The 26,935-nt window shown below is 74.2% G+C and carries 20 protein-coding genes; 12 read left to right on the plus strand and 8 right to left on the minus strand.

The window, feature by feature from the left end; translation table 11 throughout:
• Nucleotides 1–91: 91 nt before the first annotated feature.
• The gene (locus NOSIN_RS10645) at nucleotides 92–1,045 is read left to right on the plus strand and encodes a GNAT family N-acetyltransferase (protein WP_077690582.1); all 954 of its coding nucleotides are present in this window, start codon (nucleotides 92–94) and stop codon (nucleotides 1,043–1,045) included.
• A gap of 104 nt (nucleotides 1,046–1,149) precedes the next feature.
• Nucleotides 1,150–1,614: a GNAT family N-acetyltransferase gene (locus NOSIN_RS10650; RefSeq protein WP_077690583.1), complete on the plus strand. Its 465-nt coding sequence runs from the start codon at nucleotides 1,150–1,152 to the stop codon at nucleotides 1,612–1,614.
• A 138-nt stretch (nucleotides 1,615–1,752) separates the two neighbouring features.
• Here the strand turns inward: NOSIN_RS10650 and NOSIN_RS10655 are convergent, their stop codons facing one another.
• From NOSIN_RS10655 to NOSIN_RS10670, 4 genes are all read right to left on the minus strand, one after another.
• A complete protein-coding gene (locus NOSIN_RS10655) occupies nucleotides 1,753–3,777 on the minus strand; it encodes a PhoX family protein (RefSeq protein ID WP_077690584.1) in 2,025 nt (674 codons plus the stop codon).
• A 382-nt stretch (nucleotides 3,778–4,159) separates the two neighbouring features.
• Nucleotides 4,160–5,005: an ABC transporter ATP-binding protein gene (locus tag NOSIN_RS10660; protein ID WP_077690585.1), complete on the minus strand. Its 846-nt coding sequence runs from the start codon at nucleotides 5,003–5,005 to the stop codon at nucleotides 4,160–4,162.
• Nucleotides 5,002–6,108 carry a FecCD family ABC transporter permease gene (locus NOSIN_RS10665; protein ID WP_077690586.1) on the minus strand — a complete coding sequence of 369 codons (1,107 nt, stop codon included), beginning with the start codon at nucleotides 6,106–6,108 and terminating at the stop codon, nucleotides 5,002–5,004. Before NOSIN_RS10665 ends, NOSIN_RS10660 begins: the two co-directional genes overlap by 4 nt.
• Nucleotides 6,105–7,178 (minus strand): FecCD family ABC transporter permease, encoded by a 1,074-nt coding sequence (locus NOSIN_RS10670; RefSeq protein ID WP_077690587.1) that lies wholly within the window; start codon nucleotides 7,176–7,178, stop codon nucleotides 6,105–6,107. Before NOSIN_RS10670 ends, NOSIN_RS10665 begins: the two co-directional genes overlap by 4 nt.
• A gap of 179 nt (nucleotides 7,179–7,357) precedes the next feature.
• Here NOSIN_RS10670 and NOSIN_RS10675 point away from each other — a divergent pair, with 179 nt between their 5' ends.
• The 9 genes from NOSIN_RS10675 (at nucleotide 7,358) to NOSIN_RS10715 (ending at nucleotide 20,257) form a co-directional block, all read left to right on the plus strand.
• Nucleotides 7,358–8,377, plus strand: a complete 1,020-nt coding sequence (locus NOSIN_RS10675) for an ABC transporter substrate-binding protein (protein ID WP_077690588.1) — start codon at nucleotides 7,358–7,360, stop codon at nucleotides 8,375–8,377.
• Between the two features lie 99 nt (nucleotides 8,378–8,476).
• Nucleotides 8,477–9,742, plus strand: a complete 1,266-nt coding sequence (locus NOSIN_RS10680; protein WP_077690589.1) for an alanine racemase — start codon at nucleotides 8,477–8,479, stop codon at nucleotides 9,740–9,742.
• Between the two features lie 147 nt (nucleotides 9,743–9,889).
• Nucleotides 9,890–10,501 carry a GNAT family N-acetyltransferase gene (locus NOSIN_RS10685; RefSeq protein WP_077690590.1) on the plus strand — a complete coding sequence of 204 codons (612 nt, stop codon included), beginning with the start codon at nucleotides 9,890–9,892 and terminating at the stop codon, nucleotides 10,499–10,501.
• A gap of 195 nt (nucleotides 10,502–10,696) precedes the next feature.
• Nucleotides 10,697–12,289, plus strand: a complete 1,593-nt coding sequence (locus NOSIN_RS10690) for a pyridoxal phosphate-dependent decarboxylase family protein (protein WP_077690591.1) — start codon at nucleotides 10,697–10,699, stop codon at nucleotides 12,287–12,289.
• Nucleotides 12,286–13,632, plus strand: a complete 1,347-nt coding sequence (locus NOSIN_RS10695; protein WP_077690592.1) for a lysine N(6)-hydroxylase/L-ornithine N(5)-oxygenase family protein — start codon at nucleotides 12,286–12,288, stop codon at nucleotides 13,630–13,632. The genes NOSIN_RS10690 and NOSIN_RS10695 overlap by 4 nt, the downstream gene beginning before the upstream one ends.
• On the plus strand, nucleotides 13,629–14,972 hold the full coding sequence (locus NOSIN_RS10700; RefSeq protein WP_077690593.1) for a hypothetical protein: 1,344 nt from the start codon (nucleotides 13,629–13,631) through the stop codon (nucleotides 14,970–14,972). The genes NOSIN_RS10695 and NOSIN_RS10700 overlap by 4 nt, the downstream gene beginning before the upstream one ends.
• Nucleotides 14,965–16,782, plus strand: coding sequence for an IucA/IucC family protein (locus NOSIN_RS10705; RefSeq protein ID WP_077690594.1), 1,818 nt, complete (start codon nucleotides 14,965–14,967; stop codon nucleotides 16,780–16,782). Before NOSIN_RS10700 ends, NOSIN_RS10705 begins: the two co-directional genes overlap by 8 nt.
• Entirely contained in the window at nucleotides 16,779–18,833 is a 2,055-nt protein-coding gene (locus NOSIN_RS10710; RefSeq protein ID WP_236743346.1) for an IucA/IucC family protein, read from the plus strand. Before NOSIN_RS10705 ends, NOSIN_RS10710 begins: the two co-directional genes overlap by 4 nt.
• A complete protein-coding gene (locus NOSIN_RS10715; RefSeq protein WP_077690595.1) occupies nucleotides 18,830–20,257 on the plus strand; it encodes a glutamine synthetase family protein in 1,428 nt (475 codons plus the stop codon). Before NOSIN_RS10710 ends, NOSIN_RS10715 begins: the two co-directional genes overlap by 4 nt.
• A gap of 95 nt (nucleotides 20,258–20,352) precedes the next feature.
• Here the strand turns inward: NOSIN_RS10715 and NOSIN_RS10720 are convergent, their stop codons facing one another.
• The 4 genes from NOSIN_RS10720 to menB all read right to left on the minus strand — a co-directional run bounded on the left by NOSIN_RS10720 (nucleotide 20,353) and on the right by menB (nucleotide 25,059).
• A complete protein-coding gene (locus NOSIN_RS10720) occupies nucleotides 20,353–21,183 on the minus strand; it encodes a cupin domain-containing protein (RefSeq protein ID WP_077690596.1) in 831 nt (276 codons plus the stop codon).
• Nucleotides 21,184–21,332: 149 nt separating this feature from the next.
• Nucleotides 21,333–23,051 (minus strand): 2-succinyl-5-enolpyruvyl-6-hydroxy-3-cyclohexene-1-carboxylic-acid synthase, encoded by a 1,719-nt coding sequence (gene menD, locus NOSIN_RS10725; protein ID WP_077690597.1) that lies wholly within the window; start codon nucleotides 23,049–23,051, stop codon nucleotides 21,333–21,335.
• 188 nt (nucleotides 23,052–23,239) lie between these two features.
• Nucleotides 23,240–24,223, minus strand: a complete 984-nt coding sequence (locus tag NOSIN_RS10730; protein ID WP_077690598.1) for an o-succinylbenzoate synthase — start codon at nucleotides 24,221–24,223, stop codon at nucleotides 23,240–23,242.
• Nucleotides 24,220–25,059 carry a 1,4-dihydroxy-2-naphthoyl-CoA synthase gene (gene menB, locus NOSIN_RS10735; RefSeq protein WP_077690599.1) on the minus strand — a complete coding sequence of 280 codons (840 nt, stop codon included), beginning with the start codon at nucleotides 25,057–25,059 and terminating at the stop codon, nucleotides 24,220–24,222. Before menB ends, NOSIN_RS10730 begins: the two co-directional genes overlap by 4 nt.
• A 177-nt stretch (nucleotides 25,060–25,236) precedes the next feature.
• Between menB and NOSIN_RS10740 the strand changes: the two genes are divergently transcribed.
• Nucleotides 25,237–26,490 (plus strand): AMP-binding protein, encoded by a 1,254-nt coding sequence (locus NOSIN_RS10740; protein ID WP_077690600.1) that lies wholly within the window; start codon nucleotides 25,237–25,239, stop codon nucleotides 26,488–26,490.
• Nucleotides 26,491–26,935 lie beyond the last annotated feature (445 nt).

The raw sequence follows: 26,935 nt of genomic DNA on the forward strand, positions 1-26,935 counted from the left end.
CCGTGGCACGCGCCGTGCCGTCGACCGCCGAGGCCGGCGGCCCCGGAAAAAGGCTCGACGGCCTCACCGTGTCCTGGCACAGTGACGTGCTATGGCGAACTCCGAGCTGGTGACCGCCGCGGACGTGCGGCTCATGCAGGGTCTGGCGCAGCGTGTCACCGCCACCCGTCCGGACCTGGTGAACGGCGACGCGACGTTCGGCGAGCTGGCCTGGAGCTGGGGCAGGGGGCACGCCCGCAACGGCGCGAGCTGGCGGCGCCGGCTGTGGTTCTCCGGCGGGGACCTGGTGGCGTGGGGCTGGGCCCGTCTTCCGCGCCGGGTGAGGTTGAGCGACGGGTCGGTGAAGGACGTCACCGGCGCCTGCCTGGTGTACCAGGTCCATCCCGACCACGCCGGGCTGGTCGACGAGGTGATCGACTGGTACGACGGTACGGCGGCGGACGTCGAGCGTACGGTGCTGGCGAGCGCCGCCGACGGGTTCGCCCTGGAGCGGTGGGCGGCGCACGGCTATGGGACCGACCCGGCCTCGCTCGGCGACACCGGGGACTGGACCCAGCTCAACGTGCGGGACCTCGACGACGTCGAACGGCCGGCGCTGCCGGCCGGGTACCGGTTCCGCACCGCCGACGAGGCCGGGCCGGAGGCCGCGGTCCAGGCCCATCTGGACGCGTGGGCCCCCTCCACGTACACGGCCGAGGACTACCAGGGCGTCCGGCGGACGACGGGATACCGCGGCGACCTGCACCTCCTGGTGGAGGCGCCGGACGGGACGATGGCGTCCTCGGCGATCATGTGGCTCGACGGGGTGAACGGGACCGTCGAGTTCGAGCCGGTCGGGACGCACCCGGGCTACCGGCGTCTGGGGCTGGGAAGGGCGGTGCTCCTGCACGGGATGCGCCTGGCGCGCGCGGCCGGGGCCAGGCAGGCGACGGTCGCCTGCCTGGGCGCGCCGGGGCATCCCCAGGCGCGCGGACTGTACTACGGCGTCGGGTTCCGGGCGTTCACGCGGGACGCGCCGCTCATCATGGCCGGGACCGCGGGCTGAGGACCGACGGCACGGGGCGGCTCGGCCCGGGGGCCCGGTCCCGCCACCCCGTGCCGAGCCGGGTGTTCACGAACACGAAACACGGCACCGCTAGCTTGGCGCGTATGCGCATCGACATGGTTCCCTGGAACGATCCCGACGCCAGCGCCCTGCGGGCCGGGCAGCGGGCGGAGATCGCCCAACGCTACGGCACCCCCGACTCCGAGCCGGGTGTGGCGCCCTCGGCCGACGACATCGCGGTGTTCGTGGTGGCCCGGGACGAGCGGGGCACGGCCGTGGGCTGCGGCGGCCTGCGCGACCTCGGCGACGGGACGGGTGAGGTCAAGCGGATGTACGTGCCGCCCGAGCGGCGGGGCTCGGGTGCGGCCCCGCTGGTCCTGGCGGCGCTGGAGGAGTGGGCCCGCGAGCGCGGCTGGACGTGCCTGCGCCTGGAGACGGGCGACCGCCAGCCCGACGCCGTGCGCTTCTACACCCGCGCGGGCTACACGCCCGTCCCGAAGTTCGGCGCCTACGCCGACTCGCCCTCCTCGCTCTGCTTCGGAAAGGTGCTGCCGGCTCCTCGGCCCTGAAGGCCGGGCTCGCGACCAGGGTCCGCCACCGGCGGTGTCGTCCCTGCCGCGTCCTGGCCCTGAGACCCGGAAGAACACCACCGGCCCCGGCGGACGCGCGGCGGGGGCCGGGGCCGGTGGTCCTACCGGGCCGGTCCGCTACCTGCCCACCTCGCGTCCCCCCTTGTGCCAGATGCACACCACGGACGGGCGGGGCATGTCGCCGTCGGGCCAGGTGCTGGTGGGCTCCTCGAACGAGCCGTCGTCACCCGGGTGCTGGGGTGCCAGGAACACCGTCCTGCCGTCCTCGGTGATGAAGGGCCCGCACGCCTCCGCGCCGACGGGAACGGTCGCGAAGGTCTTCAGCTCACCCCGGAAGCGGCCCTCGACCGGCATGACGTGCAGGCCGTCGTTGATCCCCAGCGAGCCGGGCTGGCCGTCGGTGGAGATCCACAGGTTGCCGTCCTTGTCGAAGGACAGGTTGTCCGGGCAGGAGATCGGCATGACCTTGGACTTGTCGAAGCCCGCGTAGTAGGTGTCCGCGTCCTCGGGGTTCCCGCACACCAGCGGCACGCTCCAGGAGAACGCGGTGGCCGCGGCGTCGCTGCCCTCCTCGACGATCTCCAGGATGTGGCCGTACCGGTTGGGGCCGCGCGGGTTGGGCTCGTCGGTCTGGCCGGGCTCACGCGCGGAGTTGTTGGTCAGCGCGCAGTAGACCTTGCCGGTGACCGGGCTGCACTCGAAGTCCTCGGGCCGGTCCATCTTGGTGGCGCCCACGGTGTCGGCGGCCAGGCGGGTGTGGACGAGGACCTCGGCGACGCCGAAGCCGTCGACGAAGCTCTCGGTGTCGGTGCACAGCGCGATCCACTCGCCGGAGCCGTCGAACTCGCCGTCGGCGGGCAGGGCTCCGGAGCCGTCGATCTCCCCGGCGGGGCTGTCGCCGCTCAGGCGCGCCACGTACAGGGTGCCCGAGTCCAGCAGGGTGAGGTTGTGGCGCCGGGAGCCCTCGACGTACTTCTTGGCGCTGACGAACTTGTACATGTAGTCGAAGCGCTCGTCGTCGCCCATGTAGACCACGACCCGGCCGTCCTCGGCCAGGCGGCTGTTGGCGCCCTCGTGCTTGAAGCGGCCGAGCATGGTGTGCTTGCGCGGCTCGGATCCGGGGTCGAGCGGGTCGATCTCCACGATGTAGCCGAAGCGGTTGGCCTCGTTGGGGTTCTCGGCCAGGTCGAAGCGCTTCTCGAAGCGCTCCCAGCGGCGCCCGGAGGACCCGGTGCCGAGGCCGTAGCGGCGGGCCTCAGCGGACCCGGAGCCGTTGGCGAAGTACTGGTTGAAGTTCTCCTCGGCGGTGAGGAAGGTCCCCCAGGGGGTCATCCCGCCCGCGCAGTTGTTGAGCATCCCCCGGACCAGGGTCCCGCCGGGGTCCTCGTCGGTCCTGAGCAGCTCGTGCCCGGCGGCGGGGCCGGTCAGGCGGATGGGGGTGTCGGCGGTGATCCGGCGGTTGAAGGCGCGCTCCCCCTTCGAGACCACCCACTTGCCGGTGCGGCCGTCGCGCTCCAGCTCGACGATGGAGCCGCCGTGGGCGGCCATCGCGGTGCGGACCTGCTCCTCGGTGGCCGAGTCCCCGTCGGTGTACCCCGGGAACATCAGGTCCTCGTTGGTGTACTCGTGGTTGACCCACAGCAGGGCGTGGTCGTCGTCGAGCTGGTGGAAGCCGACGTAGTCGCAGTTGTAGCCGAACTGCCGAGCCTGGGCCTCGGGGCTCTGGTGGTGCACGTCGAACTCGGGGGCGCCGGGCAGCACCGGGTCGCCCCAGCGGATGACCACGTGCTGGTCGTAGCCGTTGGGGATGGTGACCTTGTCGTCGGTGTTGGGCTGCACGCTCTTGAAGGTGGGCCGCGGCGAGGGGTGGGGCCGGCTCGGGCCTCTGGGGTCGGCCATGGCGGGGTTGAGCGCGGAGAGCCCGAGCGCCCCGGCGCCGGCGGTGACCGCTCCGGCGCGCAGCGCGGTGCGGCGGGAGAGCGCCGTGGCGAAGACGTCGCCGAAGTAGGGGTTGTCACTGGTGTTGGGGGCGGGGTGGAAGCAGGCGTCGCCACAGCGCAGTCGGCATGTTGCGCGGGAACGGCCGCCCCCGACCTGACCGATCAACGGCAGCGGGCGGCGGCGGGGCGCGGATTCGGGCACACCTTCTCCTTGGGGATCGTGCTGCTGCGCGCGCTCCGGCCGGTGCGGGTCGAACCGTGACGCGCGGCTTCTCCAGGTCCGGCGGGGTTCCCCGTCGGTCGTTCTCGACCTTGGCCGAGCCTCCACACGCACAGGTGAAACCGAGGTGAACGCCCTGACAACTCCGACGCATTCCCTGGTGTGTCACTCTCCAGGGTTACGTGAACACGAACTGTCGATTCTTGTTGCGATCATGACCTGTGCGGACCTGTCCGGTCCACATGCCACGCCCGGAAAAATCCCCGAATGTGCCCCATGCCCCGTGTTTCGGCTTCCTTCCCCGAAACCCCGCCGGTCCCCGCCCGTTCCCGGGGAAGCCCGGCCCGCGCCTTCGGGGTCGGGGTTACCGGGACCGCTGGCCGCTGCGGCCGACCGGAACCACCATCGGTCCCCCGGTGACCGGGTCCTCCACCACGACCGCCTCCAGGCCGAAGGCCTCGCGCAGCAGCTCGGGGGTGAGCACGTCGGCCGGGGCCCCGCTGGCCACCACCCGCCCCTCGCGCATGGTGATCATCGTGTCGGCGTAGCGGGCGGCGAGGTTGAGGTCGTGCAGCACCATGACGATGGTGCGCCCGCTGTCCCGGTGCAGGTCGCGTACCAGGTCCAGGACGTCCACCTGGTGGACCAGGTCCAGGAAGGTGGTGGGCTCGTCCAGCAGCAGCAGGTCGGTCCCCTGGGCCAGGACCATGGATATCCACGCCCGCTGGCGCTGGCCGCCCGACAGCTCCTGCAGGGGGCTGTCGGCCAGCTCCAGCAGTCCGGTCCGCTCCAGGGCCTCGGAGACCGCGCGGTGGTCCTCACCCGACCACTGCCGGTACCAGCGCTGGGAGGGGTGGCGTCCCCGTGCGACCAGGTCGGCCACGGTCAGCCCGTCCGGCGCCACGGGCTGCTGGGGCAGTACGCCCAGCACCTCGGCGACCTCGCGGGTGGGCACACGGTGGATGTCGCGGCCGTCGAGCTCGACCAGGCCCGCCCGGGGCCTCATGAGCCGTCCCAGGGCGCGCAGCATGGTGGACTTGCCGCACCCGTTGGGGCCGATGACGCAGGTGACGGTGCCCTCGACGATGTCGGCGTCCAGGCCGTGCACGACGGTGTGGTCGTCGTAGGCCAGGGTGAGGCCGCGCGCGCTCAGCCGGACCGGGACGGCGGACCCGGGGGCGGTGTGCGCACGGATCTGTTGTGTGGTCAAGCCTGTACCTTTCGATTGCCGCGGACGAGCAGGTAGATCAGGTAGAGGGCGCCCAGGCAGCCGGTGACGATGCCGACCGGGAGCTGGACGCTGATCAGGTTGCGGGCGATCAGGTCGGCGGCGCAGGTCAGGGCGGCGCCGACGAGCGCGGAGAGCAGGACGGGCGGCCGGGGGGAGCGGGCCAGGCGCAGCGCGATCTGCGGGCAGGCCAGGGACACGAACAGGATCGGGCCGGCGGCCGAGGTGCCGAAGGCGGCCAGGAGCACGGCCAGCACCAGCGTGGTGGTGCGGGCGAGTTCCAGACGCACGCCCAGGCCGCGGACCACCTCGTCGCCGTAGGAGAGCACGTCCAGGGTGCGCGCGGCGCCCAGGGCCAGGGGCAGCAGCAGGACCAGGGCCACCGTGACGGGCAGCGCGTCCTGCCAGGTGCTCATGGACAGGCTGCCCGCGATCCAGGTCATGGCGCGGCCGGTGTCGCTGACGTCCCCCAGGGTGAGCATCCACAGGGTGAGGTTCATCAACACGGTGGACACGCCCACACCCACCAGCAGAAGGCGGAACCCGTCGATGCCGCCGCGCCAGGCGAGCCCGTAGCACAGGGCTCCGGCGGCCAGGCCGCCGGTCAGTGCCAGGGCGGGCACGCCGATGGAGGCCAGGGGCCCGCTGACGATGCCGTAGCTGCCGCCGAAGGCCATCACCGCGACCACGCCCGCGCTGGCGCCGTGGGTGACGCCCAGCAGGTCGGGGCTGGCCAGGGGGTTGCGCATGATGGTCTGGGTGATGGCGCCCGCGGCGGCCAGCGCGGCTCCGGCGAGCATGCCCACCACCACGCGCGGCATGCGCACACGCCAGATGGTGAAGTAGTCGTCGTAGCTGGTGCCGACGATGTTGGCCCACACCCGGCCGGGCGGGATGAACACCGAGCCGACGGAGAGGTTGAGCGCCACCAGCACGAGCAGGGCCAGGACGCCCAGCAGGCCGAGGACGACCATGCGGGGGCGCAGGGGGATCGAGACCGGGCCCAGGCGGAGGGCCCGGCCCCGGCGGGCCAGGCGGTCGTCGGCCCGCCGGCGGGCGTCGTCGGGGGCGAGGGTGGAGGTCATAGGGCGAGCAGCCTCCGGCGGCGGACGATGTGGATGAAGAAGGGCGCGCCGAACACGGCCAGGACCACGCCGACCTGGAGTTCGCCGGGCGGTGCGAGGAAGCGGCCCAGGACGTCGGCGGCCAGGAGCAGGGCCGCGCCCATCAGCGCCGAGTAGGGCAGCAGCCAGCGGTAGTCGGCGCCGACGATGCCGCGGGCCAGGTGGGGCACGATGAGCCCGACGAAGGCGATGGGCCCGCAGGCGGCCACGGTCACGCCCGTGAGCAGGGTGATGGCGAGCAGGCCGGTGGCGCGGGCGCGGCCGATCCGAAAGCCCAGTGCGCGTGCGGTGTCCTCGCCCAGGGCCAGCGCGTTGAGGGCGCGGGTGTTGGACAGGGCCAGGACCGTGCCCAGGGCGACCACGGGCAGCATGGGACCCAGGATCGCGGGGTCGCGGCCCACCAGGGAGCCCACCCGCCAGAACCGGAAGTCCTCCATCGTGGACTGGTCGAGCAGGACCAGCCCGGAGGTCAGGGAGTAGGCCATCCAGCTCACTGCGGTCCCGGCCAGGGCCAGGGTGATGGGTGTGGGGCCGCGTCCGGGGACCGAGCCGATGGCGTAGACCAGGACCACGGCCACGGCGGCGCCGGCGAAGGCGAACCAGGCCTGGGTGTACAGGGTGGTGACGTCGAGGAGCATGATACCCAGCACCACGGCCAGGGCGGCTCCGAAGGTGACGCCGAGGATGCTGGGGTCGCCCAGGGGGTTGCGGGTGTGGCCCTGCATGAGTGCGCCGCCCAGGCCGAGGCTGATCCCGGCGAGCACCCCGAGGGCGGTGCGCGGCAGCCGGATCTCGTTGACGATGATGTCGGCCTCGGCTCCCGCGGTGGAGGTCAGGGCCAGCCACACGGTGCCGGGGCTGAGGCCGCGGGCGCCGATGAGCACGCTGGCCAGGACGGCCAGGCACAGCAGCAGGAGCATCAGTCCCAGGCCCGAGATCCGGCGTGCCCGGCGGGCCGCGACCGCACCGCCCGCGGTGGTCGTCGGGGCCGACGCCGTGAGGGTCGGCGGCGGCCCGGTGGTCTCCTTCACCCGGTCTCCCCATCATGACGAAGGCCAGGCCAACCTAACTTAGGTTTGCCTAGCCACACTTGAATGCTCTAAGTTTGCCACGTCTCGGACGAAGACGACACATCCGACAACGATGTGTGTCTTTTTCGTGTCAACAGAACAGCTTTCCCCTGATCCCCTGAACCGACCGGGAGCTCCACATGACCACTCTCGCCCACCTGCGCCGCGCGGGCCTACCCCTGGCCGTCGCGGCCTCCCTGACCCTGCTGACCGCCTGCGGCGCGGGCGGCCCGGAGGAGGAGGCCTCCACCGGATCCGGGGAGGAGGCCGCCGGGGGCTACCCGATCACCGTCGAGCACGCCATGGGCGAGACCGAGATCGCGGCCGCACCCGAGCGGGTGCTGCCGCTGGACTCCACCTACGTGGACGCCACCCTCGCCCTGGGCGGGAACGTGGTGGGCTTCACCCAGATCGCCGAGGGCCAGGACACCCTGCCCCCGTACCTGCTCGAAAGCGACTGGAACGTGGGCAGCGCCGAGGAGGCCGAGTCCGTGGGGCTGCTGTGGGAGGTCGATCCGGAGCTGGTGGCCCAGAGCCGGCCGGACCTGATCCTGTCCGCCGAGGTCCGCCACGGCGACGGCTACGACCAGCTCACCGAGGTCGCCCCCACCGTGATGTCGGAGACCACCGGCGCCACGTGGAAGGAGAACCTGCGCCTGACCGGCGAGGCGATGGGCATGGCCGAGGAGGCCGACCGCCTCGTGGCCGAGTACGAGGAGCGGGCCGCCGCCATCGGCGAGGAGATCGCCGCGTCCGCGGACGGGGACCTGCCCACCGTGTCGGTGGTGCGCTTCGCCGGTGACGCCGACGGCGTGCGCCTGTACAGCCGCAACTCCTACATCGGCGTGATCCTGGACGACCTGGGCCTGCCCCCCAGCGAGGGCACCGCCACCGACACCGAGGAGATCGTGACCTACCACAGCCCGGAGCGGCTGATGGACCTGGAGGCCGACCACATCCTGGTGTCCACCTACGACGACGGCGCCGGTGAGGTGGAGAAGGACAAGAAGCGCTACACCTCCAACCCGCTGTGGGGCGAGCTGGAGGGCACCAAGACCGAGGTGAGCGACGCCTACTGGATCTCCGGCGTGGGCCTGATCGCCGCGCACGCCGTGCTGGACGACGTCGCCGAGATCTTCGAGGTCGACCCCCAGCGTTGACGCGACCGGGACGGGGCCCGACCGGGTTCCGTCCCCGCCGCCTGCCGTGTGCCGCGCACACGGCGTGTCCGACCCACCACGCGCACGGAGGAACCCTCCATGGAACCGCCCCGCTCCTTCGAGCACACCCCCGCCCTTCCCGCCGAACGGATCCCCGAGCGCGTGCGCCGGGCCGCCGTGGACCTGGCCGCCGGCACCGGTTCGGGATACGTCTACGATCCGGCGCTGGCCGCCGACCGCGTCCGCACGCTGCGCAAGGCGCTGCCCTCGTGGGCCCGGGTCTACTTCGCGGTCAAGGCCAACGGCTTCGAGCCGGTGCTCGCCCACCTGGCCGAGGCGGTGGACGGGTTCGAGGCGGCCTCCCTGCGCGAGGCGCGCACCGCCCTGGCCGCGCTGCGCGTCCGGCGCGGGGAGAGCGGCGGACGGATCGCGGTGAGCGGTCCGGGCAAGACCCCCGAACTGCTGTCGGGCCTGGCCCGCCTGCGGGCCGAGCGGGGCGCGGACGTGGTGGTCAACGCCGAGAGCGAGCTGGAACTGCACCGCGTCTCGGCCGCGGCCCGCGAGGCCGGCACGGTGCTGCCGGTGGCCCTGCGCGTCAACCCCGAGCACGTACCGGTCAGCGGGGCGCTGGTGATGGGCGGCACCCCGGGCCCGTTCGGTGTCCCCGAGCCCCTGGCCGCCGACGCCGTGCGCACGGCCCTGTCCCTGCCCGGGATCGACCTCGTGGGCTTCCACGTGCACGCGGTCAGCGGCAACACCGACGCCGCCGCGCACGCCGCCTACGTGCGCTGGTGTCTGGAGTGGTCACGGCGGACGGCGGACGCGCACGGGGTGGACCTGCGCCTGGTGGACGTGGGCGGCGGCCTGGGCGTGCCCTTCGAGGAGGACGAGGACGCCTTCGACCTGGAGGGGTTCGGCGCCGCCCTGGCGGAGCTGCCCGACCCGGGGGTGGAGGTGGTGCTGGAACCGGGACGCTGGATCGCGGCCCCCACCGGCTGGTACGCGGCGCGGGTGACGGACGTGAAGTCGGCCTACGGCGGCTGTTTCGCGGTGGTGCGGGGCGGGATCAACCACTTCCAGCTCCCCACGTCCTGGGAGATCCGCCACAACTTCGCGGTGCTGGAGGTCGGGGCGTGGCCCGACGGGGTGCCCCGGCCGCGGGCGGGCGGGGAGTCCGTGACGGTGTGCGGGGAGCTGTGCACCCCCGAGGACGTGCTGGCCAGGGACGTGCGTGTGGAGTCCCTGCGCGCCGGTGACGTTCTGGTCTTCCCCAACGCCGGTGCCTACGGGCACGAGTTCGCCATGCCCGCGTTCCTGGCGCACCCGGCGGCGCCCCGCCTAACCGTGGACAGCCGCGCGCCCTGACCAGTCGTGTGTCCTGGGTCACTCCGGGCCCCGCATACCTTGACATACTTAGGTAAGCCTGTCCTAATTTATGGCGACTCCGGTGTGCGCCCCCGCGCACATCCGGGGTCCGCCGCAGAGTGCCCGCGTCCCGACGAAGGAGCCCCCGTGCCCGTGCCGCCCTCCACCACCGCCACCACAACCGCGCCGACCGGTCCGGCCGGACCCGACACCGCATGGAGGGTCGACAACCTCACCGGAGCCGACGTGCTGGCCGATCCCGCCCCCTGGACCGACGCCTACGAGACGGTCTACGCCGACGTCCTGCACCTGCCCGACCACAGCACCCCGCCCTTCGCCGAGCGCCTGGCCTTCAGCGCGAACCGCCCGGGCTTTCGGCTCACCGCCTGCTACGTGGGCGGCGAGCTGGCCGGATTCGCCTACGGCTACACCCTGCCGCCGACCACCGGCTGGTGGGACGGGTTCGTCCCGCTCCCGGGCGTGGACGCCGAGGACGTCACCGCCGAGCGTCCGGGCCGGACCTTCGCCATGTGCGAGGCGCTCGTCCACGTCCCCTTCCGCGGCAGCGGCATCGTGGAGCGCTCCATGCCCTTCTTTCTCAGCGGACGCGAGGAGGAGCGCGCCGCCGGACTGGTGGCCGAGACCAACACCCACGCGCGGGACATCTTCCTGCGCAACGGCTGGCAGCACGTGGGCGACCTCGCGCCGCACCCGGGCTGGCGCGGGCACCACTGCCTGCTCATGCCTCTGAACGGCTGACCGGGCCCTCCTCTCCCTCCCCTCCCTCTTCTCCCCCCTGGTGGAGCCGACCTTCTCCCTCCGGTGGAGCCGACCGGCCCGCCCTCCCCCCGTACCGCGAAGGCTCCTCCCCCGCCGGATCCCCCGGCCCGGCGCCCCTTCGCCCGACTCCGCGCGCGCCCACGACCGACCACGGAAAACTGGAGCCCGACGCCCATGCCCATCACTCCGAGTGTTGACTCAGTCGCCACCGGCACCGGGGCGCCCGGCCCCCTGGCCTGTCCCGTGCCCACCAGCACGGCGACACCGCCGACCGACGGGCTCGCGGGAGCACCCGGCGGACCGGCCACGGTCGCGGCCCTGGTCGAGGCGGCCACCCGCGCCCTGGCCGGGGCCTGCGCCGAACGCAAGGGCCCCCTCCCGGCCCGGACCCCGCGCCAGGTCGCCGACGCGGTCCGCGAGGCGCTCGGCCCCCTCGACGGCGCCGCTCCCGCGGGCCCCGGACACACCATCGCCGCCGACGTCCTGACCCGGCTGACCCGTGCGCTCGCCGCCGGGGCCGCCGACCCCGCCCACCCCCGCTGCGCCGCACACCTGCACTGCCCGCCCCTGGCGGTGGCGGTGGCCGCCGACACCGTCGCCTCCGTCCTCAACCAGTCCCTGGACTCCTGGGACCAGGCACCCGCCGCCACCGCCATGGAGACCCAGGTCGTCGCCGAACTCGCCGACCTCGTCGGCTACCGGGGCGAGCACGCGGGCGGGGTGGTCACCTCCGGCGGCACCGAGTCCAACCTCACCGCCCTGCTCCTGGCCCGCGACCACGCGCTCACCGCCTCCCCCGGCCTCGACGCCAGCCGCCACGGCGTGGCCCGGGCCGCCGGCGGCGCGCGTCCCCGCATCCTGTGCGGGAAGGTCGCGCACTTCTCGGTGCAGCGCTCGGCCGCCCTGCTGGGGCTGGGCGAGGACGCCGTGGTCACCGTGGACGTCGACTCCCAGCACCGGATGCGCCCCGCCGCCCTGCGCGAGGCCCTGCTGCGCCTGCGCGCCGACGGGGACCTCCCGGTCGCCGTCGTGGCCACCGCCGGAACCACCGACCTGGGCGGCATCGACCCGCTGGGCGCCATCGCCCACATCGCCCGCGAGTTCGGCGTGTGGCTGCACGTGGACGCCGCCTACGGAGGCGGGCTGCTCTTCTCCCGCCGCCTGCGCGGACTGCTCGCCGGGCTGGAACGGGCCGACTCGGTCAGCATGGACCTGCACAAACTCGGCTGGCAGCCCGTGGCGGCCGGAATCCTGCTCACCCGTGAGCGCGCGCTGTTCGCCCCGCTCTCGCGCTCGGTGGACTACCTCAACCCCACCGACGACGAGGAGGCCGGATACCCCAGCCTGCTCGGCTATTCCCTGCGCACCACCCGCCGGGCCGACGTGTTCAAGATCGCCGTCACCCTGCGCGCCCTGGGCACGGACGGCCTGGGCCGCCTGGTGGACCTGTGCCGCGACCTGGCCCTGCGCACCGCCGCCCACGTGGTCGGCGAGCCCCGCCTGGTACTGGCCGCCTCGCCCTCCCTGACCACCGTCGTGTTCCGCTACGACGCCGGTGAGCACAGCGACACCGTCAACGCCCGGCTGCGCCGGCGCCTGCTGCGGGAGGGCCGGGCCGTGGTCGGACGCACCCAGATCGAGGACCGCGTGTGGCTCAAGCTCACCCTGCTCAACCCCGACACCACCCCGGACGACACCGCGTCCCTGCTCGCCGAGATCGTCGCCGCGGGCGACGCCGAGGCCGCCGCCCTGAAGGAGACCCGTTGACCTCCGCCCAGCCGACCACCGCCCCGCTCCCCCGCCCCGGCGACGACCGCGTGCACGACCTGGTGGGCGTGGGCCTGGGCCCGTTCAACCTGGCCCTGGCCGCGCTCGCCGACGCACTCCCCGGCCTCAGCGCGCGCTTCCTGGAGGCGCGCCCCTCCTTCTCCTGGCACCCCGGCCTGCTGCTGGAGGGCGCACGCCTACAGGTGCCCTTCCTCGCCGACCTGGTCAGCCTGGTGGACCCCACCAGCCGGTGGTCGTTCCTGTCCTACCTGCGTGAACACGACCGGCTCTTCCCCTTCTACTTCTCCGAGCACTTCCACGTGCCCCGCCGCGAGTACGACGACTACTGCCGCTGGGTCGCCCACCAGCTTTCCTCGTGCCGCTTCGACGCACGCGCCACCGCCGTGCACCACCACGAGGGCGTGTTCACCGTGGAGTACGCCGACGCCCGGGGCACGCACTCCACCGTGCGCGGACGCGCGCTGGTGCTGGGCATCGGCACCGAGCCGGTCCTGCCCGAACCGCTGGCCGACCTGGCGGGCGACCGGGTCTTCCACGCCGCCGACTACCTGGACCGCGCCCCCGGCCTGGCCGGCCTGGGCGACGTGACCGTGCTGGGCTCGGGACAGTCCGGCGCCGAGGTCTTCCTGGACTTGCTGCGCTCCCCGCGGCACCGCGACACACAGGTGAACTGGCTGACCCGCTCCCCGGCGTTCGCGCCGATGGAGTACTCCAAGCTGGGGCTGGAGCACTTCACCCCGGACTACACCCGCTACTTCCACGCCCTTCCCCAGCACGTGAAGGACCGGGTGGTGCCCGAGCAGTGGCAGTTGTACAAGGGCATCAGCGGCGACACCATCGCCGAGATCCACGACGTGCTCTACGAACGCGGTATCGCCGGGGCGCCGGTGGGCGCCTCCCTGCGGGCGCAGTGCGAGCTGGTGGACGCGCGCGCCGACGGTGAGGGGTTCGCCCTGGTCTTCCACCACCGCGAGCAGGACCGGGACTTCACCGTGCGCACCGACGCGGTCGTCGCCGCCTCCGGCTACGCCCAGCGCAGCCCGGACTTCCTGGCGCCGGTGGCCAAACTGCTGCGGACCGACGACCGGGGACGGCCGGTGGTCGGCCCGGACATGCGCCTGGCCGCGGAACCGGAGCTGGCCGCGCCCGTCCACGTGCAGAACGCCGAGATGCACACGCACGGCGTCGGCGCCCCCGACCTGGGCCTGGGCGCCTGGCGGGCGGCCACCATCCTCAACAGCCTGACCGGACGCACCGCCTACCGCCTGCCCGGGCGGACGGCGTTCACGTCCTTCGGGGCCCCGGCCGGGGAGGGGCGGTGACCGGACCGGCCTTCCGGCGCCTGTACCTGCTCGTCATCCTGCTGCACCTGGTGGGGGACGTGGCGCTGAGCCCGTTCTACCCGCAGTTGTTCGAGCGGTTGTTCGGGGTCACCGGCACCGCCGCGACCGGGACCTTCGTCTGGGTGTGCCGGGCCGCCGCCCTGGCGGCCATGCCCCTGTGGGGTCTGGCCGCCCGCCGCGCGCCCATGCGCACCCTGGTGGTGGGCGCGCTGGCGGTGGCGGCGGTGCTGGAACTGGTGTTGGCCGCCGCGCCCACGTACACGGCGTTCCTGGTGCTGTCGGCGACGCAGGTGGTGGTCACCATGGCCTTCACCCTGGCCTATCCGGCGTTCGTGGGCACCGGACGCGACCGGCTGCGCGACGTGACGCTGTTCGCCTACGTGGTCAACGGCGGGGTCGTGGTGGCCACCGTCCTGGGCGCCGCCGTCATGGCCCTGCCCAACCCCCGCTACGGGATCGCGGCGTGCGCGCTGCTGTACGTGGCGCTGGCGGTGCTGTGCCACCGCCACCTGCCCCGCACGGCCGACCGCACGGCGATCGTCCCCGCGGCGGGCGAGGGGGCCGCCTCCGGCGGTACCGGGCACGACGGCGCACGCGCGGACGGACGCCCCGTACCCGGAGCACCCGGAGGGAACGCTCCCCCGGACAGAGCCCCCTCGGGCGGCGGAGCCGCGCGCACGGCCACGACCGCCCTGGTGGCGGTGTGCGCGGCCGTGCTGGCCGCCGAGACCGCCCGCCTGGTGGTGCGCCCCTTCTTCACCCTCTACGCGGAGGACGGCGGGACGGGCACCACGGCGGCGGCCGTGCTGTTCCTGCTGCCCCAGGCGACGGTGCTGGCGGTCCTACCGCTGGCGCGCCGCGCGCACGCCCTGCTGGGCCGGGCCCTGCTGCCGGTCGCCTGCCTGGTGGCCGCCCTGGGCCTGCTCGCGCAGTTCCTCGCCCCCGACCCGCTCCTGCTCGCCCTGGGACGCGTGGTGTTCGGCGCCGGACTGGGCCTGGGCCACGTCGCCCTGGACCTTCGGGTGTTCGAGGCCACCGGGGCACGCGGACCGGCCTTCTCGGCGGTGGCCACCGTGCGCGTGGGCGCGACCCTGGTCAGCCCCGTGCTGGCCACCGCGCTGGCCGGGGCCGGCCTGGGGCTGCCCCTGGCGGCGGGGGCCGCCCTGTTCGGCGTGCTCGCCCTCACCCTGGCCCTGCTGCCCGCGCACCCGCCTCCCACCGCCCCCGAGCCCGAACCCGAACCCGAGCCCACCCCCGCACCCGAGCCCGCGCCACAGACCACGACCGCGCACCGGACGGAAGACACACAGCATGCCTGAGACCGCACAGACCGCCCACGAGGACGCCTCCACCGCGACCACCGACGCCGACACCTGGCGCAGGGCCGGACGGCGCCTGCTCGCCCACATGATCGGCGAGATGGCCTACGAGGAGATGGTCCTGCCCCGGCCCGGGCCCGGAGACGACGCGTGGACCCTGGCCGTGGACGGCGGGGTGGCCTACGCCTTCACCGCGCGCAGGGGCGGGTTCGGCTCCTGGCACGTGGACCCCGGCTCCCTCACCCGCACCACCGACCGCGGCCGGGAGCCCGCCTGGGACCCCACCCTGTTCGTCACCGACGCCCAGAAGACCGTGGGCCTGCCGGGCGACTCCCTGGCCGAGGTGGTGCGCGACCTGATGGCCACGCACGCCGCCGACGCCCGCCTGACGGCCGCCTCCCCGGGCGCCGCCGCGCTGGCCGACCTGCCCTACGAGGATCTGGAGGGGTACCAGACGGGGCACCCCTGCATCTTCGTCAACAAGGGGCGCCTGGGCTTCTCCGCCGCCGACGCCGCCCGCTACACCCCCGAGGCGCGCGGCGCCTTCCACCTGGTGTGGATCGCCGTCCACCCCGACCTGGGCCGCTTCCAGGCGATGGCCGGGACCGACCGCGCCGGTCTGTTGGAGGGGGAGCTGGACGCCGACCAGCGCGCCGCGTTCGCCGAGCGGATCCGCGAGCGGGGCGGTGACCCCGACGCCTACCTGTGGCTGCCGGTGCACCCCTTCCAGTGGGACGAGGTCGTCGCCCCGCTGTTCGCCTCCGAGATCGCCCTGGGGCGCCTGGTGCGCCTGGGGCACAGCCGCGACCGCTACCGGCCCTTCCAGTCCATCCGCACCCTGATGAACCTGGACCGGCCCGACCGGCTCAACGTCAAGGTGCCCCTGATGATCCGCAACACCCTGGTGTGGCGCGGGCTGTCGGGCACCCAGACCGGGTGCGCCCCGCACACCAGCACCTGGCTGCGGGACCTGGCCGGGCGCGACGCGTTCTTCTCCGAGACGGGGGTGGCCATGCTCGCCGAGCGGGCCTCCGCCACCGTCCCCCACCCGGTGTTCGACCAGATGCCGCAGGCCCCCTACCGCTTCCACGAGCTGCTGGGCACCATCTGGCGCGAGCCGATCCACCACCACCTGGCCCCGGGCGAGCGCGCCCGCACCATGGCGTGCCTGCTGCTGGAGGGCGCCGACGGGCGCGCCCTGGTCACCGAGCTGGTGGAGCGCTCCGGGCTGGGCGCCGAGGAGTGGCTGCGCCGCTTCCTGGGCGCGCTGTTCCCGCCCGTGCTGCACTACCTGTACCGGTACGGGGCCTCCTTCACCCCGCACGGGGAGAACGTCGTGCTCGTCTTCGACGCCGACGAGGCCCCCGTGCGCATCGCGCTGAAGGACTTCGGCTCGGACGTGGAGCTGCTGCCCTTCGACCTGCCCGAGTACGCCGAGATCCCCGACCACGTACGCGCCGTGCTGCACCGGTGGAAGCCCGAGGAGCTGGCGCACTCGGTGCTCTCCGCGATCTGCGCCGGGCACCTGCGCTTCCTCGCCGACATCGTCCAGCGGCAGCTGGGCGTGCCCGGCGACCGGCTGTGGGAGCTGGCCCGCGAGCAGGTGCTGGCCTACCAGGAGCGCTTCCCCGAGCTGGCCGAGCGCTTCGCCTGGTTCGACCTGCTGGCCCCGAAGGTGGGCCGGGTCGCCCTGAACCGCGAGCAGCTGATGGGCGGCGGGTTCCACGAGCGCGCAGAACGCGACGCCGAGTTCGACGTCATGCACGGCCTGGTCGACAACCCGCTGGCCGCCCCTGAGGCCGGGCGGTGAGCCGCCCCGCGCTCGGCGACGGAGCGGCCGCGCCCGCCACCACCACGACCCCGGAGACACCGATGCACACCCACCCCGCCCCGGGCGCCGCGCCGGCCACGGCCCACGCCCCGGACACGGCCGACGGCCGGCCCGCCCCGACCCCCGCCCAGACGGCCCCCGCCGAGGAGTCCGCTCCGGGCACCGGCACCGCCTCGGACGGGAGCACGGCACCGCCGCCGCTGCCGGTGCCCTCCGAGCTGACCCGCGAGCACTGGCGCCGGGCCGGTGACCACCTGGCGGCCAAGATGCTCGCCGAGCTGTGCTTCGAGTACGCGCTGCGCCCCGAACCCGGGGACGGGCCCTCCGGCCCCGACGGCACCGGTCCCTGGCGTGCCCGCGTCCACTCCGCGGCCGCCTACCTGTTCCGGGGACGGCGCACCACCATGGACGGCTGGAGGGTCGTGCCCGGCACCGCCCTGCGCGAGGCCGCCGACGGCACGACCGCGCCCGCCTCGCCCTTCACCCTGCTGCGCGACCTGGGCACGGCCGGGATCGTGGACCCGGCGGTGGAGGCCTTCACCGTCGGGGAGCTGACCGCGACCCTGAGCTCCGACGCCCGCCTGGCCGAGTCCGCCGCCACCAGCGCCGACCTGGCCGACCTGCCCCACGCCCACCTGGAGGGCCACCAGGGCGGCCACCCGTGGATCTTCGCCAACAAGGGCCGGGTGGGCTTCTCCGCCCGCGACCGGGCCCAGTACCCGCCCGAGGCCCTGCGGCCCGTCCGCCTGCCGTGGATCGCCGTGCACCGCTCCCTGGCCGAGCACCACGGCGTGCCCGGCCTGGACCAGGAGGCGCTGCTCGCCGGTGAGCTGGGCGCGGACCTGACCGCGCTGTTCGCCCGGAGGCTGGAGGAGGCCGCCCGGCGCACCGGCGCCGGGGCCGCCGAGTTCGTGTGGCTGCCGGTCCACCCCTGGCAGTGGGACGAGGTCGTGGTGCCCCTGTTCGCCGCCGAACTCGCCGAGGGGCTGATCGTGCCGCTGGGCGAGGCCGCCGACGACTACCTCCCCCAGCAGTCCATCCGCACCTTCACCAACCTCACCCGCCCCGACCGGCTCAACGTCAAGCTGTCCCTGGCCATCCTCAACACGATGGTCTACCGGGGCATCCCCACCGAGCTGTGCCGGGCCGCGCCCGCCAGCACCCGGTGGGTGCACGCCCTGTACGAGGGCGACGACTTCCTGTCCCGTCGGTGCCGGGTGATCCTGCCCGGCGAGGTCGCCGCCGTGGCCGTGCGCCACCCGGTCCTGGAAGGCATCCCCGACGCCCCCTACCGGCACCGGCAGCTCCTGGGCGCCCTGTGGCGCGAACCGGTCACCCAGCGGCTGGACCCGGGCGAGCGCGCCCGCACCCTGGCCGCGCTGCTGCACGTGGACGGCCGGGGAAGGGCGTTCACCGCCGAGCTGGTGGAGCGCTCGGGGCTGGAGGCCGAGGAGTGGCTGCGCGCCCTGTTCCGCGCCGTCCTGCCGCCCGTCCTGCACCTGCTCTACCGGTACGGGCTGGCGTTCAACCCTCACGGCGAGAACGCCATCGTGGTCTACGACGACCGCGACCGCCCCGTACGGCTGGCGGTCAAGGACTTCGTGGACGACATGAAGCTGCTGGACACCGACCTGCCCGAGTACTCCGGCCTGCCCGCCGAGGCGCTGGGCGTACTGATGCGCTTCGACGCCGACGAGCTGACCTCCTCCATCGCCAAGTCCCTTTTCGTGGGCCACTTCCGCTACCTGGCGCCCCTGGCCCAGGAGCAGCTCGGGGTGGCCGAGGAGCGGTTCTGGGAGCTGGTGCGCGCCGAGGTCGACCACTACCAGGGGGAGTTCCCCGAACTCGCCGACCGGTTCGCCCTGTTCGACCTCGCGGCGCCCTCCTTCGAGCGCGTGTGCCTGAACCGGGAGCGGCTGCTGGGCGGCGGCTACCACGACCGGGCCGAGCGTGACGCCGAGTTCCACATGGACGCCCCGCCCGTCCCCAACCCGCTGCACACCGCCGCCCGGACCGGGGAGCACGCGTGAGCCCGCTGATCGGAGACGGCCTGCCGCCCCTGCGCGAGACCCTGCCGCCCGCCCCGCCACCGCCGCCCTTCCCCGTCCCGCTGGAGAGGCTGCGCGAGGACGCGGCCACGGGAGCGGTCACCGACGTGATCGTGGCCCTGCCCGACCTGCAGGGCCGGGTGCAGGGCAGCCGCCTCAACCCGCGTGACTTCACCGACCGGGTGCTCTCACAGGGCTTCGGCGCATGCCTGTACCTGCTGGCCACCGACGTGGAGATGGAGTCGCGACCGGGGTACGCCACCGACCCCTGGGGCGGCGGCCTGGGCGACTTCTCGATCGTGCCCGACCCCGGCACGCTGCGCTACCTGCCCTGGGACCCGGGCACCGCCCTGGTCCTGGGCGACGCGCGCGACGCCGAGGGCCGACCGGTGCCGGTGGCGCCGCGCCAGGTGCTGCGGGCCCAGTTGGACCGGCTGGCCGAACGCGGCTGGCACGCCCTGGCCGGGACCGAGCTGGAGTTCCTGGTCTTTCGCGACTCCTACCAGGAGGCCTTCGAGGCCGACTACCGGAACCTGACCACCGCCACCCGGTTCAACTCCGACTACGCGCTGCCGGAGGTGACCGAGATCGACCCGCTCATGCGCCGCATCCGCACCGCGATGGAGCGCACCGGCATGACGGTGGAGTCCGCGCGCGGGGAGTGCCACCCGGGCCAGTACGAGATCGTGTTCCGCTACGGCGACGCCCTGCGCGCCTGCGACAACCACGTGGTGTACAAGGCGGGCGCCCGTGCGCTGGCCGCCCAGGCCGGGGCGGCGCTGACCTTCATGGCCAAGTTCGACGGGGGCGAGGGCAACTCCTGCCACGTGCACCTGTCGCTGCGCGACGGGACCGGATCCCCGGTCTTCGCCGACGACGGCTCGGGGCGTTACGGCATGTCCGAGCACATGGAGCACTTCGTGGCCGGACAACTGGCGTGCATGCGCGACTTCGCGCTGCTGTCCGCGCCCAACGTCAACTCCTTCAAGCGCCTCTCACCACAGGGGTACGCGCCCAACACGGTCTCCTGGGGGCTGGACAACCGCACGTGCCCGGTGCGGGTGGTGGGCTCGGGCGAGTCGGCGCGCATCGAGTTCCGGGTGCCGGGCGGGGACGCCAACCCCTACATGGCGGTGGCGGGGATCGTCGCGGCGGGGCTGTACGGCATCGACCACGCGCTGCCGCTGCCCGACCCGACCCCGGGTGACGCCTCGGCCGCGGACCTGCCCCGCCTGCCCGCATCCCTGGAGGAGGCGGTGGTGGCCTGGGAGTCCAGCGAGGTCGCCCTGTCCTGCTTCGGTCCGGACGTGGTGCGCCACTACGCGGCCGCGGGCCGCGCGGAGCTGGCGGCGTTCTCGGCCTCGGTCACCGACTTCGAGCTCCGCCGGCACTTCGAGCGCGGGTGACCGGTGTGCCTCTCCCCGCCGGGGCGCCCCGGCGGGGAGAGGCACACCGCTCCGGTCCCACGGTGGCCGTCCGGCCTCGCGGTGCCCGTCCGGTCTCACAGCGTCCGGGGGAAGCGCAGGCTGCCGCCCGCGTCGGCGATCTCCAGGTCCTCGAACTCGAAGGCGGGCGAGGCGACGCAGGTGGACAGGGTCTCCTCGGCGGTCAGCGGGCGGGCCCTCTGCCAGGTCCCCGCCGGGACCACCACCTGGAGCTTCTGCCCCGCCTCGACGTGCGGCCCCAGGGTGTGCCGCTCCTCCTCCACCGGGGAGGGCCCCGAGCCGCCGAGCGAGACGGCGGCCGGACCTCCGCGGTCGAAGGACCACATCTGCGCCGAGCGCAGCCGGTGCCACCGGCACCGGTCCCCCGGCCCGAGCAGGAACTGGATGGCCGAGGCCGTCTCACGGTCGCCCTCGAAGCCCTCCGGGCGCGCCCACACCCCGCTGCGCCACAGGGAGCGGAACCAGCCGCCCTCCGGGTGCGGGAACAGGTCCAGGACCTCGGCCGTGAAGCCGCGCTGGTCCACCGTGGTGAACACGCCGGGCGGCTCGCGGCGCAGGTAGCGCACACCGACCACGGCCTCACGCGGAATGGGTCCGTAGATGCGCGGGAAGAGCACCGGCTCGTCCACCCCGGTGCCGCCCCACTCCGCCGACAGCGCCGGGGAGGGGGGCTCCCACCGCACCTCGCAGGCCAGGCGCGAGGTGTCCACCACCAGTACGCAGTAGGGCTCGGTGGCCGAGCGGTAGAGGCTGTTGGCGACCGCCAGGACGGCCTGCTCGTTGGGAGAGGCGTGCACGAACCCGTCGGTGTGCAGGCTCTCCGCCTCCAGGTCCTCGTCGCCGGACCGCCAGCGGGCCAGCTCCGTCATGTGCAGCACATAGTGCATTCCTCCACCCCGCCACACACGAATCGCCGGCGCCGGCGACCGAAGCCGCCCCTTGGGCAGCCCCTTCCCCCGACGGCACGCCAGCAATCCACCGTTTTGTCCCATGTTGGGTCAACAGGACCGGTCACGCGTGTCCGAAGGAGGAAGGCCTACAGCGCCTCGTCCACGGCGACGTCCACCGCGGCCTGCAGACGCCGGCGCAGCGCGGCGCTGTCGGTGCGGCGCGTGCACACCTCGATCACCCGCAGTCCCTCGCCCAGCAGGGCCTTGGGCAGGTCGGTGGCCCACTCCAGACGGGTGTAGGGCAGGTCGGCCACGGCCGCCACCCGCTCCATGGATATCCCGTGCGGGGTGCCGAACACCCTCTCGAAGTCGGGGTGCCCGGCCTGCTCCAGGCCGGAGAAGATCCCGCCGCCGTCGTTGTTGACCACCACGAGCGCCAGGTCCGGACGCGCCTCCCCGGGACCGATGACCAAGCCGTTCTGGTCGTGCAGCACCGCGAGGTCGCCCAGCAGCGCGTAGGCGTGCCCGCCGCCACCGCTCTGGTGGGCCAGCGCGGCGCCGACCGCGGTGGAGACCGTCCCGTCGATGCCGCTCACCCCCCGGTTGCCGACCAGCCGCACCCCGCAGCGGGCGCGCATGGTCGCGTCCAGGTCGCGGATGGGCATGCTGGACCCGGCGAAGAGCAGCGAGCCGGCGGACACGTGCGAGGCCAGGTCACGGGCCAGACGGGGCTCGCTGAGCGTCTCCTCGGCGTCCAGCACCGCGTCCAGCGCCGACCGCGCCGCCGACTCGGCCCGCTCCCAGGTCCGCGACCAGTCGGTGCGCTGGGGCGAGCCGAGGTCCAGACCGGCCGGGGGCGCGACGGCGGCCACCACGTCGGTGGCGGTGCGCACCGGGTCGGAGAAGGAGTTGGGCAGGCTCGCGGCCGGATCGCCCACCGTCCCCGAACTGACCACCACATGGCGCCCCGCCCGGCGCAGGAACGCCAGCGTCTGCCGGGACAGGTTGGGCCGCCCCACGCTCACCACCAGTTCCGGCGGCGGCCCCGAGACCAGGCTCGGTGAGGCCAGCAACTGCCGGTAGGTGGACACCGCGCCCGCCCGGCGGGCGTTGGAGGTGGGCTCGGCCAGCAGCGGCCACCCGGTCATCTCGGCCAGCGCCAGGAACGGCACCGGGTCGTAGTCGCCGTCACCGCACACGATCACGCCCCGCTCCACGGCGGGCAGTGTGAACGCGGCGGGTTCGACCACCGGCCCCGGACGGCTGATCCACGGCCTGTCGCCCTCGCGTCCCTCCAGCGGTTCGGGCCAGGGGTGCGCCCCGGCCCCGTCATCGGGGGTCAGCGGGTCGCGGAAGGCCACGTTGAGGTGGACCGGTCCCGGGCGCCCGCCCACCGCCGAGCCCCACGCACGGCAGACCAGCGACCGCCAGTAGGCGACCATGCCGGGCAGGGGGTCGGGGGTGCCCACCTCGGCGAACATGCGTACCGCGCCGCCGTACAGGCCGATCTGGTCCACCGTCTGGTTTGCGCCGGTACCGCGCAGCTCCGGGGGCCGGTCGGCGGTCAGCACCAGCAGCGGCACCCCGCTCTCGTCGGCCTCCATCACCGCCGGGTGGAAGTTGGCGGCCGCCGTGCCGGAGGTGCACACCACCGCGACCGGGCGCCGGGAAGCCCGTGCCAGGCCCAGGGCGAGGAAGGACGCCGAGCGCTCGTCGATGCGCACGTGCACCCTGACGCCGGGATGGGCGACCAGGGCCAGGGCCAGGGGTGTCGAACGCGACCCCGGCGCCACGACGGCCTCGGCCAGGCCGCAGCGGGTCAGTTCGTCGACCAGGACCCGCGCCAGGGCGGTGGACGGATTCATCAACACTCTCGATCGTCTCAATGTGTACCAAGTATCACCATGTGGACCCGCTCCCTACAGTCAACCCCCACCCGGAGCCCGGTGGGAACGAACATGACTGTTGCCCGTCACACATGTGCGCCGCGTCCACGCCCCTACCCGGACGCGCCCGGCGCACCTCGGCGGAGCGGCGCGGAGGCCGTCCGGTGCTATCCGGCGCCGGAGGCCTCGTCGGCGGCGGTGCGGGCCGCCTCGGCGCGGGCCCGCCACGCGGCGGGGTCGACCTCCACCGCGCGCAGGCTCTCCTCCTCCACCTCCACCGGCCGCACGGGCAGGAAGCCGTCCTCGGGCAGCAGCGGGTCGGCGGTGACGTCGGCGGTCAGCATCTGCATGGTGGCCAGGCCGCAGGCGTGGGGCAGCTCCGGCAGGGCGGCGGCCAGGGCCACCCCCGCCGCCAGGCCCACCGAGGTCTCCACGGCGCTGGAGACCACCACCGGCAGGCCGCACGCCTCGGCCACGCGCAGCGCGGCGCGCACCCCGCCCAACGGCTGGACCTTCAGGACCACGATGTCGGCGGCGTCGGCGGCGCGCACACGCAGCGGGTCCTCGGCCCTGCGGATCGACTCGTCGGCGGCCACCGGCACCGACACCCGGCGGCGCACCGCGGCGAGCCCGTCCAGGGTGGCGCAGGGCTGCTCGACGTACTCCAGGTCGAACCGGTCCAGCGCCCGCACCATCCGCACGGCGGTGTCGGGGTCCCAGGCGCCGTTGGCGTCCACCCGCACCCGGCCCGAGGGGCCCAGGGCGTCGCGGACCGCCTCGACGCGGGCCAGGTCCTCGGCCTCCGCCTGCCCTCGCTCGGCCACCTTGACCTTGGCGGTGGTGCAGCCGCCCGCGGTGACGATCGCGTGGGCGCGCCCGGGGTCCACCGCGGGCACGGTCACGTTGACCGGCACGCGGTCGCGGACCGGGGCCGGCCAGCCGTACCGGGCGGCCTCCTGGCAGGCCGCCCACCAGCGGGCGCACTCGCGCGGCCCGTACTCGGCGAAGGGCGAGAACTCACCCCACCCGGCGGGGCCGCGCACGAGCATGCCCTCGCGGACGGTGATGCCGCGGAAGCGGTTGCGCAGACCGATGGCGAAGGCGCGCCCCCCGGCGGGTGCCCCCGCCGGGTCGGGCTCCACCCGTGTCACGGGCGGCGCGGGAACTTGTCGAACTCCGGGCGACGCTTCTCCTTGAACGCGTCGCGGCCCTCCTGGGCCTCCTCGCTCATGTAGTAGAGCATCGTGGCGTCGCCGGCGAACTGCTGCATCCCGGCGGCGCCGTCGCTGACGGCGTTGATGGCGCCCTTGACCATGCGCAGCGCCAGCGGCGACTTGTCCAGCATCTCGCGCGCCCAGGACACGGTCTCCCTCTCCAGGTCCTCCAGCGGCACGACGGTGTTGACCAGGCCCATGTCCAGCGCCTCCTGGGCGCTGTACTGGCGGCACAGGTACCAGATCTCGCGGGCCTTCTTCAGGCCCACGGTCTGGGCGAGCAGCCAGGAGCCGTAACCGCCGTCGAAGGAGCCGACCTTGGGGCCGGTCTGGCCGAACTTGGCGTTGTCGGCGGCGATGGTCAGGTCGCAGCAGACGTGCAGCACGTGGCCGCCGCCGACGCACCAGCCCGCGACCATGGCGACGACGGGCTTGGGCGTGCGGCGGATCTGCACCTGCAGGTCGAGCACGTTGAGGCGGCCGATGCCCTGGCGGGCCACGGCGTCGTCGCCCATGTAGCCGTCCTCGCCGCGGATCTTCTGGTCGCCGCCCGAGCAGAACGCCTGGTCGCCCGCGCCGGTGAGGACGATCACGCCGACCTCGGAGTCGTCACGGGCGAGGTTGAAGGCCTCCTGCAACTCGAACAGCGTCTGGGGACGGAACGCGTTGTGCCGCTCCGGGCGGTTGATCGTGATCTTGGCGATACCCTCCGCGGTCTCGTAGATGATGTCGGAGTACTCGCCCGACCGCTGCCACTCGATCACGCTGTTCACGGCTGCTGCTTCTCCTCACGGGGACACTGGGGACGGCGCGGACGCACCAGGAACGCGGCCGCGTCCAAGCGCCAACCCTACGCATTGTGCCAGGCGGGCCGCCACGCGCGAGCACACCCCCGGGCCAGGAGGAACCGGGAGGACCCGGACCCCTCCCACAGGCGTACCCTGGCGGTCGTGGCACGCGAGAAACAGGCCGGCGCTCCGACGACACCCGCCCCCTCCCACGGGGGACGCCCTCTCCAGGCGGTGCGCGGACTGGCCCCCGAGGACCTGGGTGACCTGCTGGCCCGCGCTCTGGAGGGGCGGGGGCCGGCCCTGCTGCCGATCCCCGACGGGACCCCCGACGCACGTGTGCGCGAACTGCTCACCGCGATGCGCCCGGCCCGTCTGCTCACCCCCGAGGGGGTCACCGAGCTCGACGGAGCCGCCCCCGCGGGCGCGGACACCGCCCTGGTCGTCACCACCTCCGGCTCCACCGGCGCCCCCAAGGGCGTGGAGCTGTCCTCGTCCGCCCTGCGCTCGGCCGCCCTGGCGTCGGTGGAGCGCATCGGCGCCTCCCCCGGCGACGCGTGGCTGTGCGTGCTGCCCGCCGGCCACGTCTCCGGCATCCAGGTGATGACACGGGCCCTGGCCATGGGCACCCGGGCGGTGCACGCGCCCTTCTCCGTGGAGGGGGTGGCGGAGCTGGCCCGGAAGCTGCGCCCGCACGTGTCCCTGGTGCCCACCCAACTGCGGAGGCTGCTGGAGGCGGGGGTGGACCTGTCGGCGTTCGGGACCGTCCTGCTCGGCGGCGCCGCCGCCGAACCCGCCCTGCTGGAGGCCGCCCGCGCGGCCGGAGGGCGGGTGCTGACCACCTACGGCATGAGCGAGACCTGCGGGGGCTGCGTCTACGACGGCGTCCCGCTGCGGGGTGTGCGGGTGCGTGTGGACTCCGAGGTTCCCGGCGAGCCCGGGCGGATCCTGCTGTCGGGGCCGATGCTGCTGAGCGGCTACCGTCTCGCCCCCGGCGCCCAGGGCGATCCGGAGGCGCTGACCACGGAGGAGGGGACCCGGTGGCTGCGCACCAACGACCTGGGGCGCCTGGACGGGGACGGGCGCCTGCGCGTGCTCGGCCGCGTGGACGAGGTGGTCAACACCGGCGGCCACAAGGTGGTGCCCGGCCAGGTCAACGCCCTGCTGCTGGAGCACCCGGCGGTGGCCGAGTCGGTGGTGGTGGGCCGTCCCGACCCCGAGTGGGGCGAGAGGGTGAGCGCGGTCGTGGTGCCCGCCGACCCGGACGCGCCGCCGTCCCTGGACCAGCTGCGCTCGTGGGTGCGTGAGTGTCTGCCCTCCTACGCCGCTCCGCGTGAGCTGGAGGTGCTCCGGGCCCTGCCGATGCTGGCCTCGGGCAAGCCCGACCTGGTGGCGCTGCGCGGTCCCCGCACCTGACCCGGCGGCGGCCCGCGCCCACTCCGGCGCGGCCCCGTTCCCGGACCTGCGGCGGACCCGTCCCTGCCGGGCGGCGGCCTCTCCGGCCCTCCTCGGCACGCTCACCAGCGCCCTTCGGCCGAGGTCCGTGTACCAGTGCACTCCGAACACATGGGACCCTGGGGCGCGTCGGGTGCCGCACCCACCCCCGCGGCGCCCACGGACGACCGGTGCGACGCGCAGGGCCGGCCGACCCCGCACGCACGGTCCCGGCGCGGTCGGCGACGGCTGTGTCCGACAAAAGGGAGGGAACTTCCCAAAGCTCCCCTGCGTCTACCTGAGTACCTGGTCTCGGCCCCTCTCCCAAGGAGGTCCGCAGTTGGCGACAGCCATCGGTCCACTCGCTCGTGCCCCTGCGCCCTCCCCTCCACCGGGTCCAGCCCTCCACGCGGACCGCCTCCGAGCA

The organism is Nocardiopsis sinuspersici (genome assembly GCF_001998325.1).
Classification (GTDB): Bacteria; Actinomycetota; Actinomycetes; order Streptosporangiales; family Streptosporangiaceae; genus Nocardiopsis; species Nocardiopsis sinuspersici.